This is a genomic window from Prosthecobacter sp. (assembly GCF_044232965.1).
In the GTDB taxonomy this organism is placed as follows: domain Bacteria; phylum Verrucomicrobiota; class Verrucomicrobiia; order Verrucomicrobiales; family Verrucomicrobiaceae; genus Prosthecobacter.
This window is the reverse complement of the sequence record NZ_JBIIKX010000043.1, coordinates 1-17,527: the sequence shown is the minus strand read 5'-3', so window position 1 is coordinate 17,527 and position 17,527 is coordinate 1. Positions and strand designations below refer to the sequence as shown.

The 17,527-nt window shown below is 60.4% G+C and carries 11 protein-coding genes; 10 read left to right on the top strand and 1 reads right to left on the bottom strand.

Going from position 1 to position 17,527, the window contains the following annotated elements; all coding sequences use genetic code 11:
• Positions 1-34: 34 nt before the first annotated feature.
• Positions 35-2,398 carry a neutral/alkaline non-lysosomal ceramidase N-terminal domain-containing protein gene (locus ACILSI_RS16960; protein ID WP_395723089.1) on the top strand — a complete coding sequence of 788 codons (2,364 nt, stop codon included), beginning with the start codon at positions 35-37 and terminating at the stop codon, positions 2,396-2,398.
• 3 nt (positions 2,399-2,401) lie between these two features.
• Here the strand turns inward: ACILSI_RS16960 and ACILSI_RS16955 are convergent, their stop codons facing one another.
• Positions 2,402-3,670 carry an NPCBM/NEW2 domain-containing protein gene (locus ACILSI_RS16955; RefSeq protein WP_395723088.1) on the bottom strand — a complete coding sequence of 423 codons (1,269 nt, stop codon included), beginning with the start codon at positions 3,668-3,670 and terminating at the stop codon, positions 2,402-2,404.
• An 88-nt stretch (positions 3,671-3,758) separates the two neighbouring features.
• Here ACILSI_RS16955 and ACILSI_RS16950 point away from each other — a divergent pair, with 88 nt between their 5' ends.
• The 9 genes from ACILSI_RS16950 (at position 3,759) to ACILSI_RS16910 (ending at position 17,375) form a co-directional block, all read left to right on the top strand.
• Positions 3,759-5,963: a DUF1553 domain-containing protein gene (locus ACILSI_RS16950; protein WP_395723087.1), complete on the top strand. Its 2,205-nt coding sequence runs from the start codon at positions 3,759-3,761 to the stop codon at positions 5,961-5,963.
• 4 nt (positions 5,964-5,967) lie between these two features.
• A complete protein-coding gene (locus tag ACILSI_RS16945; RefSeq protein WP_395723086.1) occupies positions 5,968-8,148 on the top strand; it encodes a serine protease in 2,181 nt (726 codons plus the stop codon).
• Complete coding sequence (locus ACILSI_RS16940) at positions 8,148-10,433, top strand: c-type cytochrome domain-containing protein (RefSeq protein ID WP_395723085.1); 2,286 nt, start codon at positions 8,148-8,150, stop codon at positions 10,431-10,433. The genes ACILSI_RS16945 and ACILSI_RS16940 overlap by 1 nt, the downstream gene beginning before the upstream one ends.
• A 126-nt stretch (positions 10,434-10,559) precedes the next feature.
• Positions 10,560-11,918 (top strand): DUF1501 domain-containing protein, encoded by a 1,359-nt coding sequence (locus ACILSI_RS16935; protein WP_395723084.1) that lies wholly within the window; start codon positions 10,560-10,562, stop codon positions 11,916-11,918.
• A 57-nt stretch (positions 11,919-11,975) separates the two neighbouring features.
• On the top strand, positions 11,976-13,400 hold the full coding sequence (locus ACILSI_RS16930) for a DUF1501 domain-containing protein (protein WP_395723083.1): 1,425 nt from the start codon (positions 11,976-11,978) through the stop codon (positions 13,398-13,400).
• 32 nt (positions 13,401-13,432) lie between these two features.
• The gene (locus ACILSI_RS16925) at positions 13,433-14,803 is read left to right on the top strand and encodes a hypothetical protein (protein WP_395723082.1); all 1,371 of its coding nucleotides are present in this window, start codon (positions 13,433-13,435) and stop codon (positions 14,801-14,803) included.
• Positions 14,804-14,818: 15 nt separating this feature from the next.
• Positions 14,819-16,135, top strand: coding sequence for an MFS transporter (locus ACILSI_RS16920; RefSeq protein ID WP_395723081.1), 1,317 nt, complete (start codon positions 14,819-14,821; stop codon positions 16,133-16,135).
• Positions 16,132-16,527 (top strand): RidA family protein, encoded by a 396-nt coding sequence (locus tag ACILSI_RS16915; RefSeq protein WP_395723080.1) that lies wholly within the window; start codon positions 16,132-16,134, stop codon positions 16,525-16,527. Before ACILSI_RS16920 ends, ACILSI_RS16915 begins: the two co-directional genes overlap by 4 nt.
• 5 nt (positions 16,528-16,532) lie before the next feature.
• A complete protein-coding gene (locus tag ACILSI_RS16910; RefSeq protein WP_395723079.1) occupies positions 16,533-17,375 on the top strand; it encodes a M15 family metallopeptidase in 843 nt (280 codons plus the stop codon).
• The last annotated feature ends 152 nt before the right edge of the window (positions 17,376-17,527 follow it).

Below are 17,527 nucleotides of genomic sequence, written 5' to 3'. Positions count from 1 at the left end.
TCCTCGGCTTCGGATCGCGTAGTCTTTGCAACTCATGAAATGCATTCTCCTCGCGCTTATCCTTCTGCCACTCGCTGGCTTTGCAGCAGACACCACTCGCCAAGTCGGAGCGGCCTCTGTGGACATTACGCCGGATTATCCGGTGCGGCTCAGCGGTTATGGAGGAAGGAGATTGCCAAACACCGGGGTCTCGCAGCACATCTTTGCCAAGGCGCTGGCAATCGGCAGTGATGAGGAAGGTCCGGCGGTGCTGGTGACGGTCGATAACTGCGGCGTTCCAGCCTCCATGCGCGCGGAGGTGCTGCGCCGGCTCGCAACGAAGAGCAAAGTGATCGACGCGCGTTTCGCGATCTGCTCCAGCCACACGCATTGCGCGCCAATGCTCATTGGCGTGCTGCCCAATTTATTCGGCATGGACATCCCGGCAGAGCATCTGCCCGTGATCGAGCGCTACACGCGTGAACTCACCAACAACATCGAAAAAGCCGCGCTTGCCGCGCTGGCGGACCGCAAACCGGCCACGCTGGCGTGGGGCGTCGGCAAGGTCGGCTTCGCGGCGAATCGACGGGCGTTTCCTTTGAAGCCGATTGATCATGATCTGCCTGTTTTGCGTGCCACAGGCGCGGATGGCAAGGTGCGGGCCATTTTCACGAGCTACGCCTGCCACTGCACGACGATTGGAATCGACGAGATTCACGGCGACTGGGCCGGTGTTGCTCAGGAAGCATTGCAGCGAGAGTTTCCCGGCGCGATTGCGCTCACGGCGCTCGGTTGCGGTGCGGATCAGAATCCGAATCCGCGACGCACGATGGAACTCGTCAAAAAATACGGTGAAGACCTCGGTGCTGAGGCGAAACGTCTAGCAACGAGTGAACTAAAGCCGGTGAATGGCTCGCTAGAGTGCCAGGCGCAGCAGATTCAGCTCGCGTATGACAAACTGCCAACGCGTGCGGATTGGGAGAGTCTGGCTGCCTCAAAGACACCGGCGATTGCGTATCATGCGAAGAAGAATCTTGCGCGAATAGACCGTGGCGAGAAGATCCCGACGGAACTGCCTTACCTCGTGCAGCGCTGGAGCTTTGGCGATGACATGGCGATGGTCTTCCTGCCGGGCGAGATCACAGTGGACTACTCCCTCCGCATCAAGCGTGAGTTTGATCGCTCGCGCCTGTGGGTGAACGGTTACTCAAACGATGTGCCGTGCTATGTGCCCTCGCGTCGAGTCTTGGACGAAGGCGGCTATGAAGGTGCTGGAGCGATGGTTTACTATGATCGCCCGACGAAGTTCGCGCCTGATGTGGAGGAGCGGATCATCGGCGCGGTGCATGAAGTCACGCCGAAGTCGTTTTTGACGAAGCCGGATCAGATCAAGCCCGCCGAAGCACCCGCAGCCATCGCGTATCCCGATCACTCGAATCTGCTCGTCGTGCGCGATGCGGCTGGAGCCGAGCGCCCGGTCAAAACAGCCGAAGATTGGGCGGAACGTGTCGCGCACATCAAAGCGAACATGCAGCAGGTTATGGGGACGCTGCACGACACCTCTCGCTGGGCTCCGCTGGATGTCGAAGTCGTCTCCGAGGAGAAAACAGCGAAGTATCTGCGCCGCAAAGTGCGCTTCACGCCCGAGTTCGGCGACCGCGTGCCCGCCTGGTTGCTGATCCCGAATGAACTGCCTGCGAGCGGCAAAGCGCCCGCGATGCTGTGCCTGCACCAGACGACGAAGATCGGCAAAGACGAGCCTGCGGGCCTCGGCGGACTGCCATCGCTGCATTACGCGCATGAACTGGCGGAGCGCGGCTATGTGTGCCTCGTGCCGGATTATCCATCGTTCGGCGAATACGAGTATGACTTCAAAAAACACGGCGCAGCGCGTGCCAGCGGCTCGATGAAAGCGATCTGGAACAACATGCGTGCCGTCGATTTGCTCGAAACACTGCCGCAGGTGAACAAGGACCGCATCGGCGTCATTGGTCACTCGCTCGGTGGGCATAACTCGCTGTTCACCGCCGTCTTTGATGACCGCTTGAAGGCCGTGGCCACGAGCTGCGGCTTCACGCCCTTCCACGACTACTACGGCGGCAAAGTCGCGGGCTGGACCAGCGACCGCTACATGCCGCTCATCCGTGATGTGTATGAAAACAGCGCCGACAAGCTGCCCTTCGATTTCTACGAGGTGATCGCCGCCATCGCGCCACGCGGTGTGTTTTCCAATTCACCGCTGAAGGACAGCAACTTCGACATCGGCGGCGTGCGGAAGGCTTATGCGAAGGCCGGGGAGGTCTTTGCGCTTCTGAAAGCGGAGAAGAACCTCACGCTCGTCACTCCCGATGCGCCGCATGACTTTCCTGAAGCAGAAAGGAAGGCCGCGTATGAGTGGCTGGATGGCTTGTTGAAGTGAACCTCACTTCTTCATCAGCGTCGGCTCGGCCCAGATGGCGTAGTTGCTCTTGGGATCGAGTCCGCGCGAGGTGAGACTGAGAGCAAGCTGCGACACGTTTGAAATATCGCATTCCAAGAGCTTGGCGGGATCGGTGCCGTTGAGGGTGATGCTGGCCAGCGGTTTGCCATCGCCAGTGATGGTGAACTCGACGCGACCTTTCGCCCCAAGTTCGGGATGCAGGCCCGCCAGCACCGTGAAGCGCGCATAGACGCCCTTCGGCAGTAGAAACGTCAGCGACTTGCCCATGCCAGCGCTGATGCCGTTGGCGAACTCTTTGTCACCTGCTTCAAGTCGAAGCTTGAGCGGCATGGCTTTGTTTCCTCCCGCCAGGATGCGTCCGCTCTGTGGAAAACCCCAGTGCGGCGAGCTGAAGAACTGCGCCTGCGGGTAATACAAGCTCTCGGCTTCGATGGGCAGGAAAGCGCCGATCTGCACGCGCTTCGTCGCTGCATCAGCCGTGGCTTCAAACTTCTGCGCCCCGAGGCTGAGAATGGTGAAGAGCGCATCAGCGACGACTTGAGCATCCACCGTGGCAGCGCGGAGCTGGTGTTTCACGATGGCGTCTTTGTCTTCGGCATAAAGCGCCTGAATGATCGGCACGGTGGTGGTGCGGGCATTGAGAATGCCTTCATGCAGGCGATGCATCAGCCGCCATGAGGCCTCATTCACGGTGGTGCCGAGCAGCATGGGCTGGTAACCTGCGATGCTCACACTGAAGTCGCCGTTCTCGATGGGACCATGCATAAGCTGGTCCTTCATCGGGTCGGTGGGTGGCATGAACTGCTGGAGCAGCGTGAACATGTTGTCGCCAGGCACCGTGTGCGATGGGCTGCCGTAATCTTCGAGCGTGTGGCAGATCGTGCCCATGAAGCGTGCGGCGTCGCCAGTCTTGCCATCACGCAGCGCGGTCACAGCTTTGTCCATGAAGTAGCGCAGCACTTCGAGGTATTCCGGCTGCTGCGTGGGCAGGTGTAGGATCTTCAAATACACCTCGTTCGGCACCGACTCCATCTTGGCAAACTTGGCGTTTTCTTTGTCCGTGAAAACGTTGTCCGGGATCATGCAGTAGTTGTCGCCGAGCTTGGCGAATTCATCACCGAGCAGCGCTTTTTGCCATGCGGGCAGAACCTCCAGCGCACCTCGTGTGATGGCGTGGTGGGGCTGTCCCCAGCCGAATGCGGGAACAACAGGCATCAGCGAGAGAAGGGCGGCGATGTGGAGCAGTCTCATGGGAGGGTAGGAATGAAGTGAAGATGGCTGGCAGAGACATCCGTTGCGAAAACCACGTTTTTCGAAGCGTAGGTTTAAAGTAATGCCAATGAAAGCCCTCACTTCTGCTTGGATGATTGCGATGCTCGCTGGAACGGGCTTCGCTGTCGAATCGTCGCGTCCACTGAGCTTCACTCACGACATCCAGCCTATTTTGACCAAGGCGGGATGCAACGCCGGTGTGTGCCATGCCAAGGCGATCACCGGTCAGCGTGGTTTTCGTCTTTCCGTGCTCGGGTTTGAGCCAGAAGAAGATTACGAGGCCATCGTGAAGCAGGGCAAAGGTCGCCGCGTGTTTCCGCCAGCGCCGGAGGAAAGCCTGCTCATTACCAAAGGCGCAGCCATTGTGCCGCACACGGGCGGGAAGAAGCTGGAGCCCGGCTCGGAAGACTACAAGACACTGGTCCGCTGGATCGCCGAAGGAATGCCGTATGCGCAGAAAAATGAGCCGAAGCTCAACGACATCATCGTAGAGCCGGCCCGTGCGACTTTGAAGGTCAAGACCACGCAGCAGCTCAAGGTCACGGCACGCTACTCCGATGGCAGCAGCCGCGATGTGACGAAACTCGCGCTCTTTGAGGCCAATGACCGCGCCATGGCCGAAGCGAGCGAGCAAGGTCTCGTGAAGACACTCGATATTCCGGGCAACGTGGCCGTGATGGTGCGCTTTGGCGGCAAGGTTTCGGTTTGCAGCGTGTCGGTGCCGCTTGGCGCTCCGGTGGATTCGCTGCCGCCTGTGAAGAATTTCATCGACCAGCATGTCTTCGCGAACTTGAAGCAGATCGGTGTGCCACCTTCGCCGATTTGCGATGACTCCAGCTTCCTGCGCCGCATCTCGCTCGACATCGGCGGCCGTCTGCCGACCGACGAAGAAACGAAAGCCTTCCTCGCGAGCAAAGAGCCTGACAAACGTGATCGCGCCATCGAAGCGCTCCTCAACAGTCCCGACTACGCCGATTACTTTGCGAACAAGTGGACTTCGCTTCTCAAAAACCAGCGTACCGAGGCCGCCGACATCACCGCGAACTTCGCCTTCCACGCCTGGATGCGTGACAGTTTGCTGGCGAACACAAAGTATGATCAAATCGTGCGCCAGATTCTCGCTTCGACTGGCACCATCGTGTCGAATCCGCCGGTGGCTTGGTACAAGCGAGTCAAGGAGCCGAATGTGCAGCTCGAAGACGTGGCGCAGCTCTTCCTCGGCGTGCGCATGCAGTGCGCGCAGTGCCATCATCATCCCTTCGAGCGCTGGACGCAGGCGGAGTATTATCACCTTGCTGCTTTCTTCAGCCAGATCGGCCGCAAACCCACCGCCATCGCCGGTGAGGATCTCATTTTCCACAAGCGCGGCACTGCGCAGACCGAGCACCGCAAGACGCGCGTCATGCTGAAGCCTGCTGGTCTCGGCGAACCTGAAATGGACATCGCACCCGACGACGATCCGCGCCTCGCCCTGGTCGATTGGATGAGCAAGAAGGACAATCCCTTCTTCGCCAAGTCGCTCGTGAACCGTTACTGGAAACACTTCTTCAAACGCGGCCTCGTCGAGCCTGAGGACGATCTTCGCGACACCAACCCGCCGACGAATCCTGATTTGTTCGAGGCGCTCGCCAAGAGCTTCACCGACAGCGGCTACGATTTGAAATCGCTCGTTCGCACCATCACGCAGAGCCACACCTACCAGCTCAGCTCCACACCAAACGAGCACAACGCGGTGGATCGCCAGGCCTTCTCGCACTTCTACCCGAAACGCATGACCGCTGAAGTGCTGCTCGACAGCATTGACATGGTCACCGGTTCCAAGACGGACTTCGCCGACCTCCCGCCCGGCACCCGAGCCATCTCACTGCCCGATAACAGCTACACCCGCGCCTCGCCTTTCCTAAAAGTCTTCGGACGTCCCGACAACACCAGCGTCTGCGAATGCGAGCGCGTCTCCTCCGCCAGCCTCGCGCAGAGCCTGCACCTCATGAATGCCGCCGATGTGAAAGCCAAGCTCACTGCGAGTGGTGGCCGCGCCGAGATGCTCACCAAGGCCGAGATGTCCGAGCCAAAGCGCATCCGCGAACTCTATCTCGCCGCCTTCTCCCGCGAGCCTGCCGCCGACGAAATTCGCATCGCCGAAACGCATCTGCTGAAGCCTCGCACCGACGCCACCGGCAAGCCGCTCGACTCCCAACGCGCCAAACGCAACGGCTACGAAGACCTGCTCTGGGCGCTGCTGAACACGAAGGAGTTCCTCTACAATCATTAAGACCATGCATTCGAAAACAGCCCTCTCTCTTGCCCTTGGCATCTTCTTTGCCGCTTCCGCCTTGGCTCAGCAGGTCACGCTGCCGCTGCCTCGCCTGCTCACTGTCATGCCAATGGGAGGTCAGGCGGGCACGAATGTCGAAGTCACGATCACCGGTGAAAACATCGAAGACGTGACCGAACTGACCTTCTCCTCGCCGAAGATCGCGGCGAAACCCGTGGCCGGAACGACGAACAAATTTACTGTCAGCATCGCCGCAGATGTGCCGGTGGGTGTTTATGATGCGCGAGTGATGTCGCGGCTCGGTGTATCCTCAGTGCGGGCGTTTTCGGTGAACAAACTGCCAGAAGTGACTCGCACGAAGGCCAACAACACCGTGGAGACGGCGATGGCGCTGCCTGTAGGCACGATTTGCAATGCGACGATGACGAAGCGAGCGGTGGATTTTTATTCCTTCCAAGGCGTGAAGGACAAGGCCGTCGCCATCGATTGTGCGGCGGTCGGGATCGACTCACGGCTCACGCCGGTGCTCATCCTCGCGGATTCGAAGGGTGGCGATCTGAAGGTGAACCGCACCGGCGGCATCATCGAATTCACGCCGCCTGCGGATGGCACTTATCTCATCAAAGTGAGCGACCTCACCTACCAGGGCGGCGAGCGGCATTTCTATCGCCTTGCGCTGCAAAACTCCCCCGCGCAGCCACAACCGCAGACCGCGACAGTCAGCTCGATGTCCTGGCCACCCGAAGGTCTTGCCGCGACGGCTCCAGCCAAGGAAACCGAACCGAACAACAAGGATGCGCAGAAGATCACGCTGCCTTGCGACATCGCGGGTGCTTTCTACCCCGCTGCGGATGTGGACACCTTCGAGTTCACCGCCAAAAAAGGTGAGACGTGGTGGGTGGAGGTTGCCAGCGAGCGACTCGGCCTCAACACCGATCCTTTTGTGCTCGTGCAGCAGGCCAAGGACGGCAAATTCGCCGATGTGGCCGAACTGTATGACATCGCGCCGCCGATGAAGGTCACGAGCAACGGCTATTCGTATGATGGCCCGCCTTACGACGCCGGTTCGCCGGATGTGATGGGCAAGTTTGAGGTCAAGGAAGACGGCATCTATCGCCTGCAAGTGCGCGATCTCTTCGGCGGCACTCGCACCGACCCGAACAACATTTATCGCCTCATCGTGCGTCAGGCCACGCCGGACTTCTCCCTCGCTGCGTGGGCTGTTCATATGACGCTGCGCAATGGCGACCGCGCCTCGCTTTCCAAGCCGATGGCGCTGCGTCAAGGCGATTCGCGTGCGTTTGAAGTCGCGGTGCAGCGCCGTGATGGCTTCGATGGCGAGATCGACATCACCATGGAAAACCTGCCGCCGGGCGTCAGCGCCGCCGGTTTGAAGATCGGCAAGGGCAAGCCTTATGGCCATCTCATCCTCACAGCATCCAGCGATGCGAAGCGCGGTTTCTCGCTCGCCAAGATCGTCGGCAAGGCCACGATCAATGGTGCCGTCGTTGCGCGCCCTGTTCGCGTGGCGAGCATGGAATGGCCCGTGAAAGACGCGAAGGGTGAGATCCCATCCCCACGTCTCATGGCCGACGTTCCCGTGTCCATGACCGATTCCGAGCAGGCCCCAGTGACCATCGCACTGGCTGAAAACAAAATCTTCGAAGCCAAGGCGGGCGAGACGCTGAAAATTCCGCTCAAGCTTACCTGGCGCAATGAGTTCAACGGCACCTCGATCAAAGTGAAAGCTTATGGGGAAGGCTTCAGCGCCATCAAGGAGTTCGACATCCCGATCAAGGCCGCCACGCACGAACTGGTGCTCAATCTCGCCGAATTGAAGATCGCCCCGGGCGACTACACGTTTGCGCTACAGAGCCTCGGCATCTGCAAATATAGCTACAACCCCGCTGCGGTGCCTCTGGCCGAGGCCGAGCAAAAGAAAGCCGAACAATTGCTCGCCGCCGCTGCCGCCGAAGCCAAAAAAATCGCCGCCACTGATGCCGAGGCCGCAAAGAAAGCCGCCGAGAAGCAAAAGCAGGCTGAAGCCGCCATGACCGCCGCATCGACACGCATGAAGTCCGTGACGACCGCCGCGAATCCGACCGACACGGTCGAAATTCTCATCTCCGAACCGATCCGGGTTTCCGTGAAGCCCGCAACCGTCACCACCGCCAGCAAGTGATGAAACAGCACGCCCTCCTCGCTCTTCTTTGCTCCTCGACAGCCGCGCTGGCTGCCGAGCTGGACTATTACAAGGACGTCTATCCGTTCTTGAAGACGAACTGCATCTCGTGTCACAACAAGACCACTACGAAGGCGGATCTGAACATGGAGACGCCCGCGCTGATGATCAAAGGCGGTGAGAATGGAACGGCACTCATTCCGGGAAAGAGCGCGGAGAGCCTCGTGGTGCAGGCCTCGCTGCATCAGCATGACATGGAGATGCCGCCGGGGAACAACAAGTCCGGCGCGGTGAATCTCACGCCTGCGGAGATCGCGATTTTGAAACAGTGGATCGACCAGGGTGCAAAGGCTTCCGTGCAGCAGGAACGCGCGGTGGTGTTGCAGGCATTCGCGGCCAGCGTCGATCCGATCTACAGCGTGGCGATGACCAAAGACGGACGCTATGTGGCCTGCGGACGCTCGAATCAGATCTTCGTCTATGACTTGGCCACACGGCAGTTCGTGGCGCAGATCAGCGATCCAGTGGAGAAGAATGGAGCTGCGCATCGTGCGCTGGTTCAGTCGCTTTCATTCAGTCCGGACGGCACGAAGCTGGCGAGCGGCAGTTTCCGTGAGGTGAAGATTTGGAAGCTTGAAGCTGGCAAACCTGTGGCGAGTGCCGCGAAAGCCGTCTCGGCACCTGCGAGCGCCGACTTGATCAAAAAGATCACCACCGCAGGCAAAGTGGTCGTCTTGAGCAGCGCGATGTCCGCCGATGGCAAGCAGGTCGTCACCGGTTGCGCCGATGGCTCGGTGCGTGTGTGGGATGCCGCCACGGCGAAGCAAATCATTGAACTGCGCGGCAGCGTGGCGGCCACGAAGAAAGTGGCGGAGCTGGACTGGACCATTGCGGCACAGACGCTGGAGACGGCTTTCCAAAAGAGCGAAATCGCCCGAATCGAAGCACAGGACAAGGCGCTCGACGTGCTGCTCGGCAAAGCCAAGGAAGCCATCGTGACGATGAAAAAGGTGCTGCCAGAAAAACAAAAAGCCGTACCGCCCACCACCGAGGCCAAAACCACCGCGCAGAAGGCCGTGGATGAAATCGCGACCAAGATCAAAGCTGGTCCCGGTGGCAAACCGGATGCTGCGCTCGACAAGCAGCTCAAGGATGCGCAGGACAAGCTCATCACCACAAAGATGACCGAAGTCTCCGCCCTCGCGGCCGTCTCTGCCGCCGAGAGCAATGTGAAGGACGCCGAGGACGACTTGAAACGCATCAGTGACTCCAAGGCGAAGAACGCCAAAGCCGTCGCTGCTGCCAATGCGGCCATCGCCACCGCCAAAACCACGCAAGACAAGGCCACCGCCGATCTCGCCGCTTTGAAGCTGGCTTTGACCAAAACAGCCGCAAAGCCCATCGCCGTCTCCTTCTCCGCCGATGCGCAGCGTGTGGCGTCGATGTTTGAAGATGGCACCCTGCGTGTGTGGGCCGCCGCCAGCGGCATTCCGATTGAAGAAAGCGGCGGCAACGTCGCTGCGACCACGACCATCACTTCTGCGCCGGATGGCACGTTTGTGGCGACGAAAGCCGTCACTCAAACCGTCGGCAGCATTCCGCGCTGGACGTTGGAACGCAAGATCGACCCGAAGGGCCTCTTTGCCGACCGTGTGAACGCCGTGCGCTTCAGTCCCGATGGCAAAGCGCTCGCCACCGGCGGCGGCGAGTTGTCCCGCTCCGGCGACATCATCATCTTCGATGTCGCGACTGGCAAAGCCACGCAGACGTGGAAGGAAAAACACACCGACACGGTGCTGTGCCTCGATTTCTCGCCCGATGGCAAGCGCCTCGCCTCCGGTGCCGCCGACAAGATCGCGCGTGTCACCGACATTGCCTCCGGCAAGCAAACGAACTTGTTTGAAGGCCACACGCATCACGTCATGGGCGTTGCCTTCCGCAGCGATGGCCGCGTGCTCGCCACTGCCGGCGCGGAGGGGACTGTCTCGACCTGGGACATGATCATCGGCGAGCGAAAGAAGAAGATCGAAGGCTGGACCAAGGAAGTCACCTCGCTGCAATTCATCGGTGCCACGAATCAAATCGTCACGAGTGCTGGCGACAATCGCGTCCGCATCGTCACCGACGACGGCACCGAAGTCCGCTCCATCGCCAATCTCCCTGACTACATGCAAGCCGCCGTCAGCGTCCCCAACGGCAGCGCCATCATCGCCGGCGGTGAGGACAGCCTGCTGCGCGTGTGGGATGGCGCAGGCAAAGAACTCGTGGCGTTTGGCGCGAAGTAACGTCCGAGCAATCGAGGTCTCAGGATAAACCACGACGTTCACACTCGTAGGTTTCGACGCTTGTCCTCCCTAATCCAGCCACCCTCCCAGATTCGCTGCGCCGGTCCGATGTCGCGGCGTGGGTTCATGGACTTCGGGTTGACGGGGCTGGCGACGCTGAGCTGGCCGGGCTTGATGAAGCTGCGTGCGGAGAATGCCCTGAAGCCGAGGAGCGAGCGCACGGCGGTGATCATGGTGTTTCTGCCGGGCGGGCAGTCGCACCTCGACACCTATGATCCGAAGCCGGAGTCGAGTAGCGAGTATCGCGGGCCGTTCAAGACGGTCGCCACGAAGGTGCCGGGCACGCATTTCACGGAGTTGATGCCGTTGCAGGCGAAGATCGCGGACAAGTTCACCGTGCTGCGCTCGATGAATCAAACGGCGGGAGGGCATCCGGCGGGCACGCTGCAAATGCTCTCGGGCGATCCCGACACGCGCGACAAGCCGGCTCCGCGGCTGCCGGACTGGATGTCGGTGGCGCACTACCTGCGCTCCAAATATCCGCAGCGGCCGCAGGCGTTGCCAAACTATGTCAGCGTCAATCCGATCAACGCGTCCTACTGCGGACCGGCGTATCTGGGCGAATCTTATGCGCCGTTCTCGGTGAGCGAGGATCCTAACCGCCCGAACTTTGAGGTGCCGAACATCGGCCTGCCGGACGAAGCAGAGACGCGGCGGCTCAGCGACCGCGTCGCGTTGCGGCGGAGTCTCGACAAGATGGAGCGGGCCTTTGATCGCGAAGGCGAACTCGGTGCGCTCGATCAGTTTGAGTCCCAGGCGATGTCCCTTCTCACGAATTCGCAGACACGCGATGCTTTTGACCTGAGCAAGGAAGACGCACGGACGCGGGATCGTTACGGGCGGAATCGCTGGGGTCAGCAGTTGCTGCTGGCGCGTCGGCTCGTCGAGTCGGGTGTCGAAATCATCACCAGCAGCCTGCATGGTCCTCTTTGCGGACGCACGCAGGTTTGGGACGATCATGCGGTGGATCATCACATCTTTGAGGCGCTGCGATTCCGCATGGGTAACTACGATCAGTCCGTGTCCGCTCTCATTGAGGACATTTACGCGCGTGGTCTCGACAAACGCGTGCTCGTCGTCGTCACGGGTGAGTTTGGCCGCACACCGAAGATCACTTTTGATCGCAGCACGGGTGCTGGCGATGCCAGCGGACCGGCGGGCACGCTGCAACCGGGCCGCGACCACTGGCCGCGCGCATTTTCCAACATCTGGGCTGGTGGCGGCATCCAGACGGGTGCGGTCATTGGTGCTACGGACAAACGCGGTGAGGACGTGATCGAGCGGCCATGCAGCGCGGGGGATTTTCTCGCCACGATCTATCACCATCTCGGCATCGACGCCTCCAAGGTCACGATCAAGGACTTCAATGGCCGCCCGACGCCCATCGTCGATCACGGCAGGCCGATTCCAGAGCTGATGGCATGAGCTTTGCCCAAGCATTGCCCGATAAACACAGGCAACGCCGAGCGTAGGTTTCAGCGCATGTCCTCCATCATTCAGCCCCCTTCTATCGTTCGTTGCGCCGGTCCTTTGTCGCGCCGGAGCTTCATGCAGTTCGGTTTGACCGGCATGGCGACGCTGAGCTGGCCGAGCCTGCTCAAACTGCGGGCGGCGAACGCGGCGCTGCCGAAGAGCGAGCGGAAATCCATCATCATGGTCTGGTTGCCGGGCGGGCAATCGCACATCGACACCTACGATCCAAAGCCAGACGCGAGCAGCGAGTATCGCGGGCCGTTCAAGACGATCAGCACGAAGGTGCCAGGCACGCAGTTCACCGAACTGTTGCCGATGAGCGCAAAGATCGCGGACAAGTTCACCGTGCTGCGCTCCATGTATCAAAGCGCGGGCGGACATCCGGCGGGCACCATGCAGATGTTCTCTGGCGACACCGACACGCGTGACAAGCCCAAGCCACGGCTGCCGGACTGGATGTCGGTGGTGCATTATCTGCGTGCCAAAGAAGGCGGACGCACCAATCCGCTGCCAAATTACATCGGCGTGCCTGCGGCGTCGGGAGAATACTCCAGCCCCGCCTACCTAGGCGATGCCTATGCACCCTTCGCGGTGAGTGATGATCCGAATCGCCCGAACTTTCAGGTGCCGAACATCGGATTGGCCGACGAGTCGGAAAATCGTCGCCTCAGCGACCGCATCGTGCTGCGCAAAAGCCTCGACAAGATGGAGCGTGCGTTTGATCGCGAGGGTGAACTCGGCGCACTGGATGAATTTGAATCTCAGGCCGCCACGCTGCTCACGAATCCGCAGACACGCGACGCCTTTGACCTGAGCAAGGAAGATCCGGCGACGCGGGACCGCTATGGTCGCAACCGCTGGGGCCAGCAGTTGCTCTTGGCGCGTCGTCTCGTCGAGTCGGGCGTCGAAATCATCACCAGCAGCCTCAGCGGCCCGCTCTGCGGTCGCGTGAACAACTGGGACGACCACGCGGTAAACCAGCATCAGTTTGAAGCGCTGCGCTTCCGCATGCCGACCTATGACCGCTGCGTCTCCGCGCTCATCGAGGACATTTATGCGCGAGGACTCGACAAGAAAGTGCTCGTCGTCGTCACCGGCGAGTTTGGCCGCACGCCGAAGATCAGCTTCGACCGCAGCACCGGCGCGGGTGATGCCAGCGGCCCCACGGGCACTCTGCAACCGGGCCGCGACCACTGGCCGCGTGCCTTCACCAACATCTGGGCCGGCGGCGGCATCCAGACCGGTGGCGTTATCGGTGCCAGCGACAAACGCGGTGAAGACGTGGTCGAGCGCCCCTGCAACGCCAGCGACTTCCTCGCGACGATTTACCACCATCTCGGCATCGACTACGGCAAGGTCACGCTCAACGACCTGAACGGTCGTCCGGTACACATCGTGGAGAATGGACGTGCGATTCCTGAGCTGATCGCGTGATGAGTTGCGGCATTTGAGCGCGTAGAAGAGCCATGCAACTCCGCCCGGCTCTTCTCCTCTCATCCTTGGTGCTCTCCTTCGCTCACGCGCAGGAGGTACAAGACGGTCAGTTCGCCGTCACCTCGAACTTGAAGGCGGGTGTCTCGAAAATCGACATCACGCCGACGGACACCGCAGCCATCAAGATCGTGGGGCATGTGCGACAGGTCTCCGGCGTGCGCGATCCGTTGCGCGCGGGTGTTTTGATCCTTGATGATGGCGAGACGAAGGCCGCGATTGTGACGATGGACACCATCGGCGCATGGGAGGACATGGTGAAGCTCGCGCGGCAGAACATCGAACAGGAAACCGGCGTGCCTGCGGCGAACATCATGGTCTGCGCCTCGCACAATCACTCGGGACCGGGTTATGTGGAGAATCTGCGTTGGGCATCGGAGTTGATCAAAAAGCTTACCGCAGCGGCAAAAGAAGCGTCAGGCAATATGCGCACGGTAAACATTGGTTACGGTGAAGATCACATCGGCTTTGGCATCAACCGCCGCAAAACCATCGATGGCCGTGCCATCGTGCGTTTGAACTCCGAAGGCCTGAACGATCCGCGTGTGAAGGTGCTGCGCTTCGATGATGGCAAGTCGCTCACGCCGATGGCGGTGATGATGCATGCGGTGTGTCATCCATGCTTCTTCACCTGGGGCGACAAAGGCTCGCAGCCTTATCCAAAGGGCTACCCGAAGATGACGGCAGACTTCCCCGGCGAGGCGCAGACGTTTGTCGAGATGGTCTATGGTCAGAAGACCTCGGCGATGTTCATGCAAGGCTGTGCGGGTGACATCCGGCCAAATTTACCGGGCTATCCGTATCGCTGCGCCGACGAGGCCGACATTCAATGGGCGGGCCGCGATCTCGGTGGTGCAGTCGCACGCGCAGCGGCGTTGAGCGTGACACGTGAGCAGTTGCGCAAGCGCGCATCGTTTTATCAGATCCGTGTGGCGAGTGAAGTGGTCGATCTGCCTGGCAAGGAAGGCCCTGTGCCCTCGGAGCTGATGGCCATGAAAGTCGGCCCGTTCCTCTTTCTGACGATGCCCGGTGAGCCGATGGTCGAATACGGCTTCAAGCTGGAGAAGGCCATCGCGGATCGTGCCACGCCGATCATCGTGGGCTACTCGAACGGCAACATCGGCTACATCGCCACCGAGGATGCCTACAAGGTCGGTGGCTATGAGCCGAACATGTCCAAGCTCAAACCCGAGGCCGAACCGATCATCTTGAAGCAGCTCGGCGTGCTCGCAGATCGCGTGGTTGGCGATGTGTTTGAGTCGTTTTCAAAACATCCCAAAGATTTGGTGAAGCGCGAAGCGGAGGAGAAAGCCCGGCTGCAATCCGTGCCAACCGTGAAGCCTTAGTCCGGATCTCTCCTCATGACCGATCCAGCACGGCCCACCACCATTCGTCATCGCATCATCGGCGTTACGATGCTGATGGCGTTCATCCTCTATCTCGACCGCATCTGCATGGGCGAAATCGTGAAATCGATGTCGTTCAACAACGACCTCGCCCTGTCGCAGGAGCAGATCGGCCGCATCCTCAGCGCGTTCTTCTTTACCTACGCTTTGTTTCAAGTGCCCGCTGGCTGGGCGAGCGATCGTTTCGGTGCGCGGCCAATGCTGACGCTCTACATCGTGCTGTGGTCGCTCTGCACCATGCTCACAGGTTTCATGACGGGCTTTGCCGGACTGCTCATCGCACGACTGTTGTGTGGCATTGCCGAGTCGGGCGCGTATCCCACGTCGATGGCCTTGGTCCGCAAATGGATTCCTCTGACCGGCCGTGCGCGTGCCAGCGGCATGGTCGCTTTGGGCGGTCGAATCGGAGGCACGCTGGCACCGTTTTTGACGATCTGGATGATCGTGACGATGGGGAACTGGCGCACCTCGTTGTGGATCGATGGTGCGGTCGGGCTCATCATCGCGCTGGTGTTTTGGAAAACGGTGCGCTCGAATCCTCAGGAGCATCCGCAGGTGAATACGGCGGAGTTGGCACTCATCGGCAGGCCGGAGATCGAGAAGCCCCTGAGTGCGCGTGAACTCAAAAGCGCGCTGTGGAGCTTTAGCAAAAGCACCAGCTTGTGGTGCAACTCCGCTGCGCAAATGCTGCAAAACATCGGCTGGGGATTCCTGGTGACCTGGCTGCCGACGTACCTCGTCAAAGAGCGCGGCGTGGGCGAGATCGAAGGCGGCAAGATGCTCACCTATGTGCTCGCGTTCGGCATGGCAGGCCAGATCGCCGGCGGTTACTACTGCGACTGGGCCACGCGCCGTTTTGGCCTGCGAGCGGGCCGCCTACTGCCCATGACCAGCTCCATGTTCGTCTGCGCGGCAGCCTACATTTGCTGCCCGTTCGTCGAGTCCACCTGGATGCTCGTTGCCTGCTGCGCCGTCGTTTCTTTCTGCACCGATCTCGCCAATCCCGCCGTGTGGTCCTTCATGGGCGATGTCGGCGGACGCGCCACCGCAGCCGCCGGAGGCTGGGGTAACATGTGGGGCAACTTCGGTGCCAGTGCCGGCGCCTTGCTCGTGCCCTGGCTCATGAAGATCGGCGGTGGCGATGGCAAAACGCTCGTCTTCTTCACGCTCGCCGGTGCCTTCGTTCTGGCGGGCCTCATCATCCTGCCAATGGATGCGACGAAGAAGCTCATCCCTGACGAAACAATCGCTCCAAACCCCATTCCCTCATGACACACCCACTCGTCTCCTACCCGCAACTTCCCAACACCCCGACCTCGCATCTCCCGTTCAGTCCGTGCGTGGTGGTGGGAGATTTGATCTTCGTCTCCGGCCAGGCCTCCGTCGATCAGCAGGGAAACATCGTCAGCGACACCTTTGAAGGCGAGTTCCGCCGCAGCATTGAAAACGTGCGCAAGGTGCTCGAAGCCGCAGGTAGCGACCTCGCGCATGTCGTTCAGACACGCAATTACGTCCGCGATGCCGGGGACGTGACGCTCTACAACCAGCTCTACCGCGAATACTTCCCGCAGCCGTCACCGGCGCGCACCACCATCACGAACTGCCTGCCGCCCTCGCTCAAATACGAAGTCGAGGCCATCGCCGTGCGCAAACCTGCTCAATGATTCCCATGAACAACGACGAAGCCGCCCGCCGCGCCTATTGGGCCGAACAGATGGAGCAAGGCTATGCCATCGTGCAGAAGCTCATCGAGTTCCCCGTGAACGAATGCGGCGAGCGCTTCGCCTCCATCCCTGAAGCTGCCGCCGCTGCGAATGTGGAGATGCGATTCTCCACCAGCAAGATCGCAGGTGATCTGGATCGCGTCTATTTCCTGCGCGAGAGCCTCGTGCGCGATGTGATCACCATTGGTCGCGAGATGAACGACCGTGGTTGGATTCTGAAGATCGAGGACGGCTTCCGCTCGTTGGAGATGCAACGCCAGCTCGTGCGCAAGCCGTCGGTCTTCGACACCGTACTCAAAAAGACGATGTGGGAACTCGGTGGCGAAATTCCAACGCCCGAGATGATGTTCCGTCGAGCCATCGTGCTCACGGCGAACATGCCAAAAATCGGCGCGCACATGTCCGGCTCCGCCATCGACATCTCGGTGTTCCGACGCGATGACGGGACCGAGGTCTGGCGCGGTTATCCGTATCTCGAAATGAGCGAATGCACGCCCATGCGCTCGCCATTCGTCGCACCCGAGCATGTCGCTACGCGGCTCGAAATCTGCGCGATGATGGAGAAGCACGGCTTCATCCATTTCCCCTTCGAGTTCTGGCACTTCGACAAGGACGACGCCGGCATGCACATCCTCACCGGCAATCCCGCCCCCTGCCGCTTCGGCCCCGTGAACTGGAATCCACAGACCAACGAGGTCACTCCCGTCGAAAATCCACTATCGCTACTCAACCCGCTGCCGGTCATCGAGCGCGAAATCGCGGCGGCCTTGGAGCGAGCGAAGAACTGATCACGTTTCGCCCGAGGTCAGTCCATCTAACAGCCTGTTGAAAAAGAGGGGTTAAAAAGGCCAAAACTTGGGGGCCAGTCTTCTTCGCGGCCTGGGTGCTGTTGGTGGCCGATTCGCATGATGGAACCTTGTGGCGCTCTCAAGCGTGTCCA

Coding starts and splice junctions, on each gene's coding strand:
- ACILSI_RS16960 (WP_395723089.1), top strand. CDS start 35: ATGAAATGCATTCTCCTCGCGCTTATCCTTCTGCCACTCGCTGGCTTT.
- ACILSI_RS16955 (WP_395723088.1), bottom strand. CDS start 3,670: ATGAGACTGCTCCACATCGCCGCCCTTCTCTCGCTGATGCCTGTTGTT.
- ACILSI_RS16950 (WP_395723087.1), top strand. CDS start 3,759: ATGAAAGCCCTCACTTCTGCTTGGATGATTGCGATGCTCGCTGGAACG.
- ACILSI_RS16945 (WP_395723086.1), top strand. CDS start 5,968: ATGCATTCGAAAACAGCCCTCTCTCTTGCCCTTGGCATCTTCTTTGCC.
- ACILSI_RS16940 (WP_395723085.1), top strand. CDS start 8,148: ATGAAACAGCACGCCCTCCTCGCTCTTCTTTGCTCCTCGACAGCCGCG.
- ACILSI_RS16935 (WP_395723084.1), top strand. CDS start 10,560: ATGGACTTCGGGTTGACGGGGCTGGCGACGCTGAGCTGGCCGGGCTTG.
- ACILSI_RS16930 (WP_395723083.1), top strand. CDS start 11,976: ATGTCCTCCATCATTCAGCCCCCTTCTATCGTTCGTTGCGCCGGTCCT.
- ACILSI_RS16925 (WP_395723082.1), top strand. CDS start 13,433: ATGCAACTCCGCCCGGCTCTTCTCCTCTCATCCTTGGTGCTCTCCTTC.
- ACILSI_RS16920 (WP_395723081.1), top strand. CDS start 14,819: ATGACCGATCCAGCACGGCCCACCACCATTCGTCATCGCATCATCGGC.
- ACILSI_RS16915 (WP_395723080.1), top strand. CDS start 16,132: ATGACACACCCACTCGTCTCCTACCCGCAACTTCCCAACACCCCGACC.
- ACILSI_RS16910 (WP_395723079.1), top strand. CDS start 16,533: ATGAACAACGACGAAGCCGCCCGCCGCGCCTATTGGGCCGAACAGATG.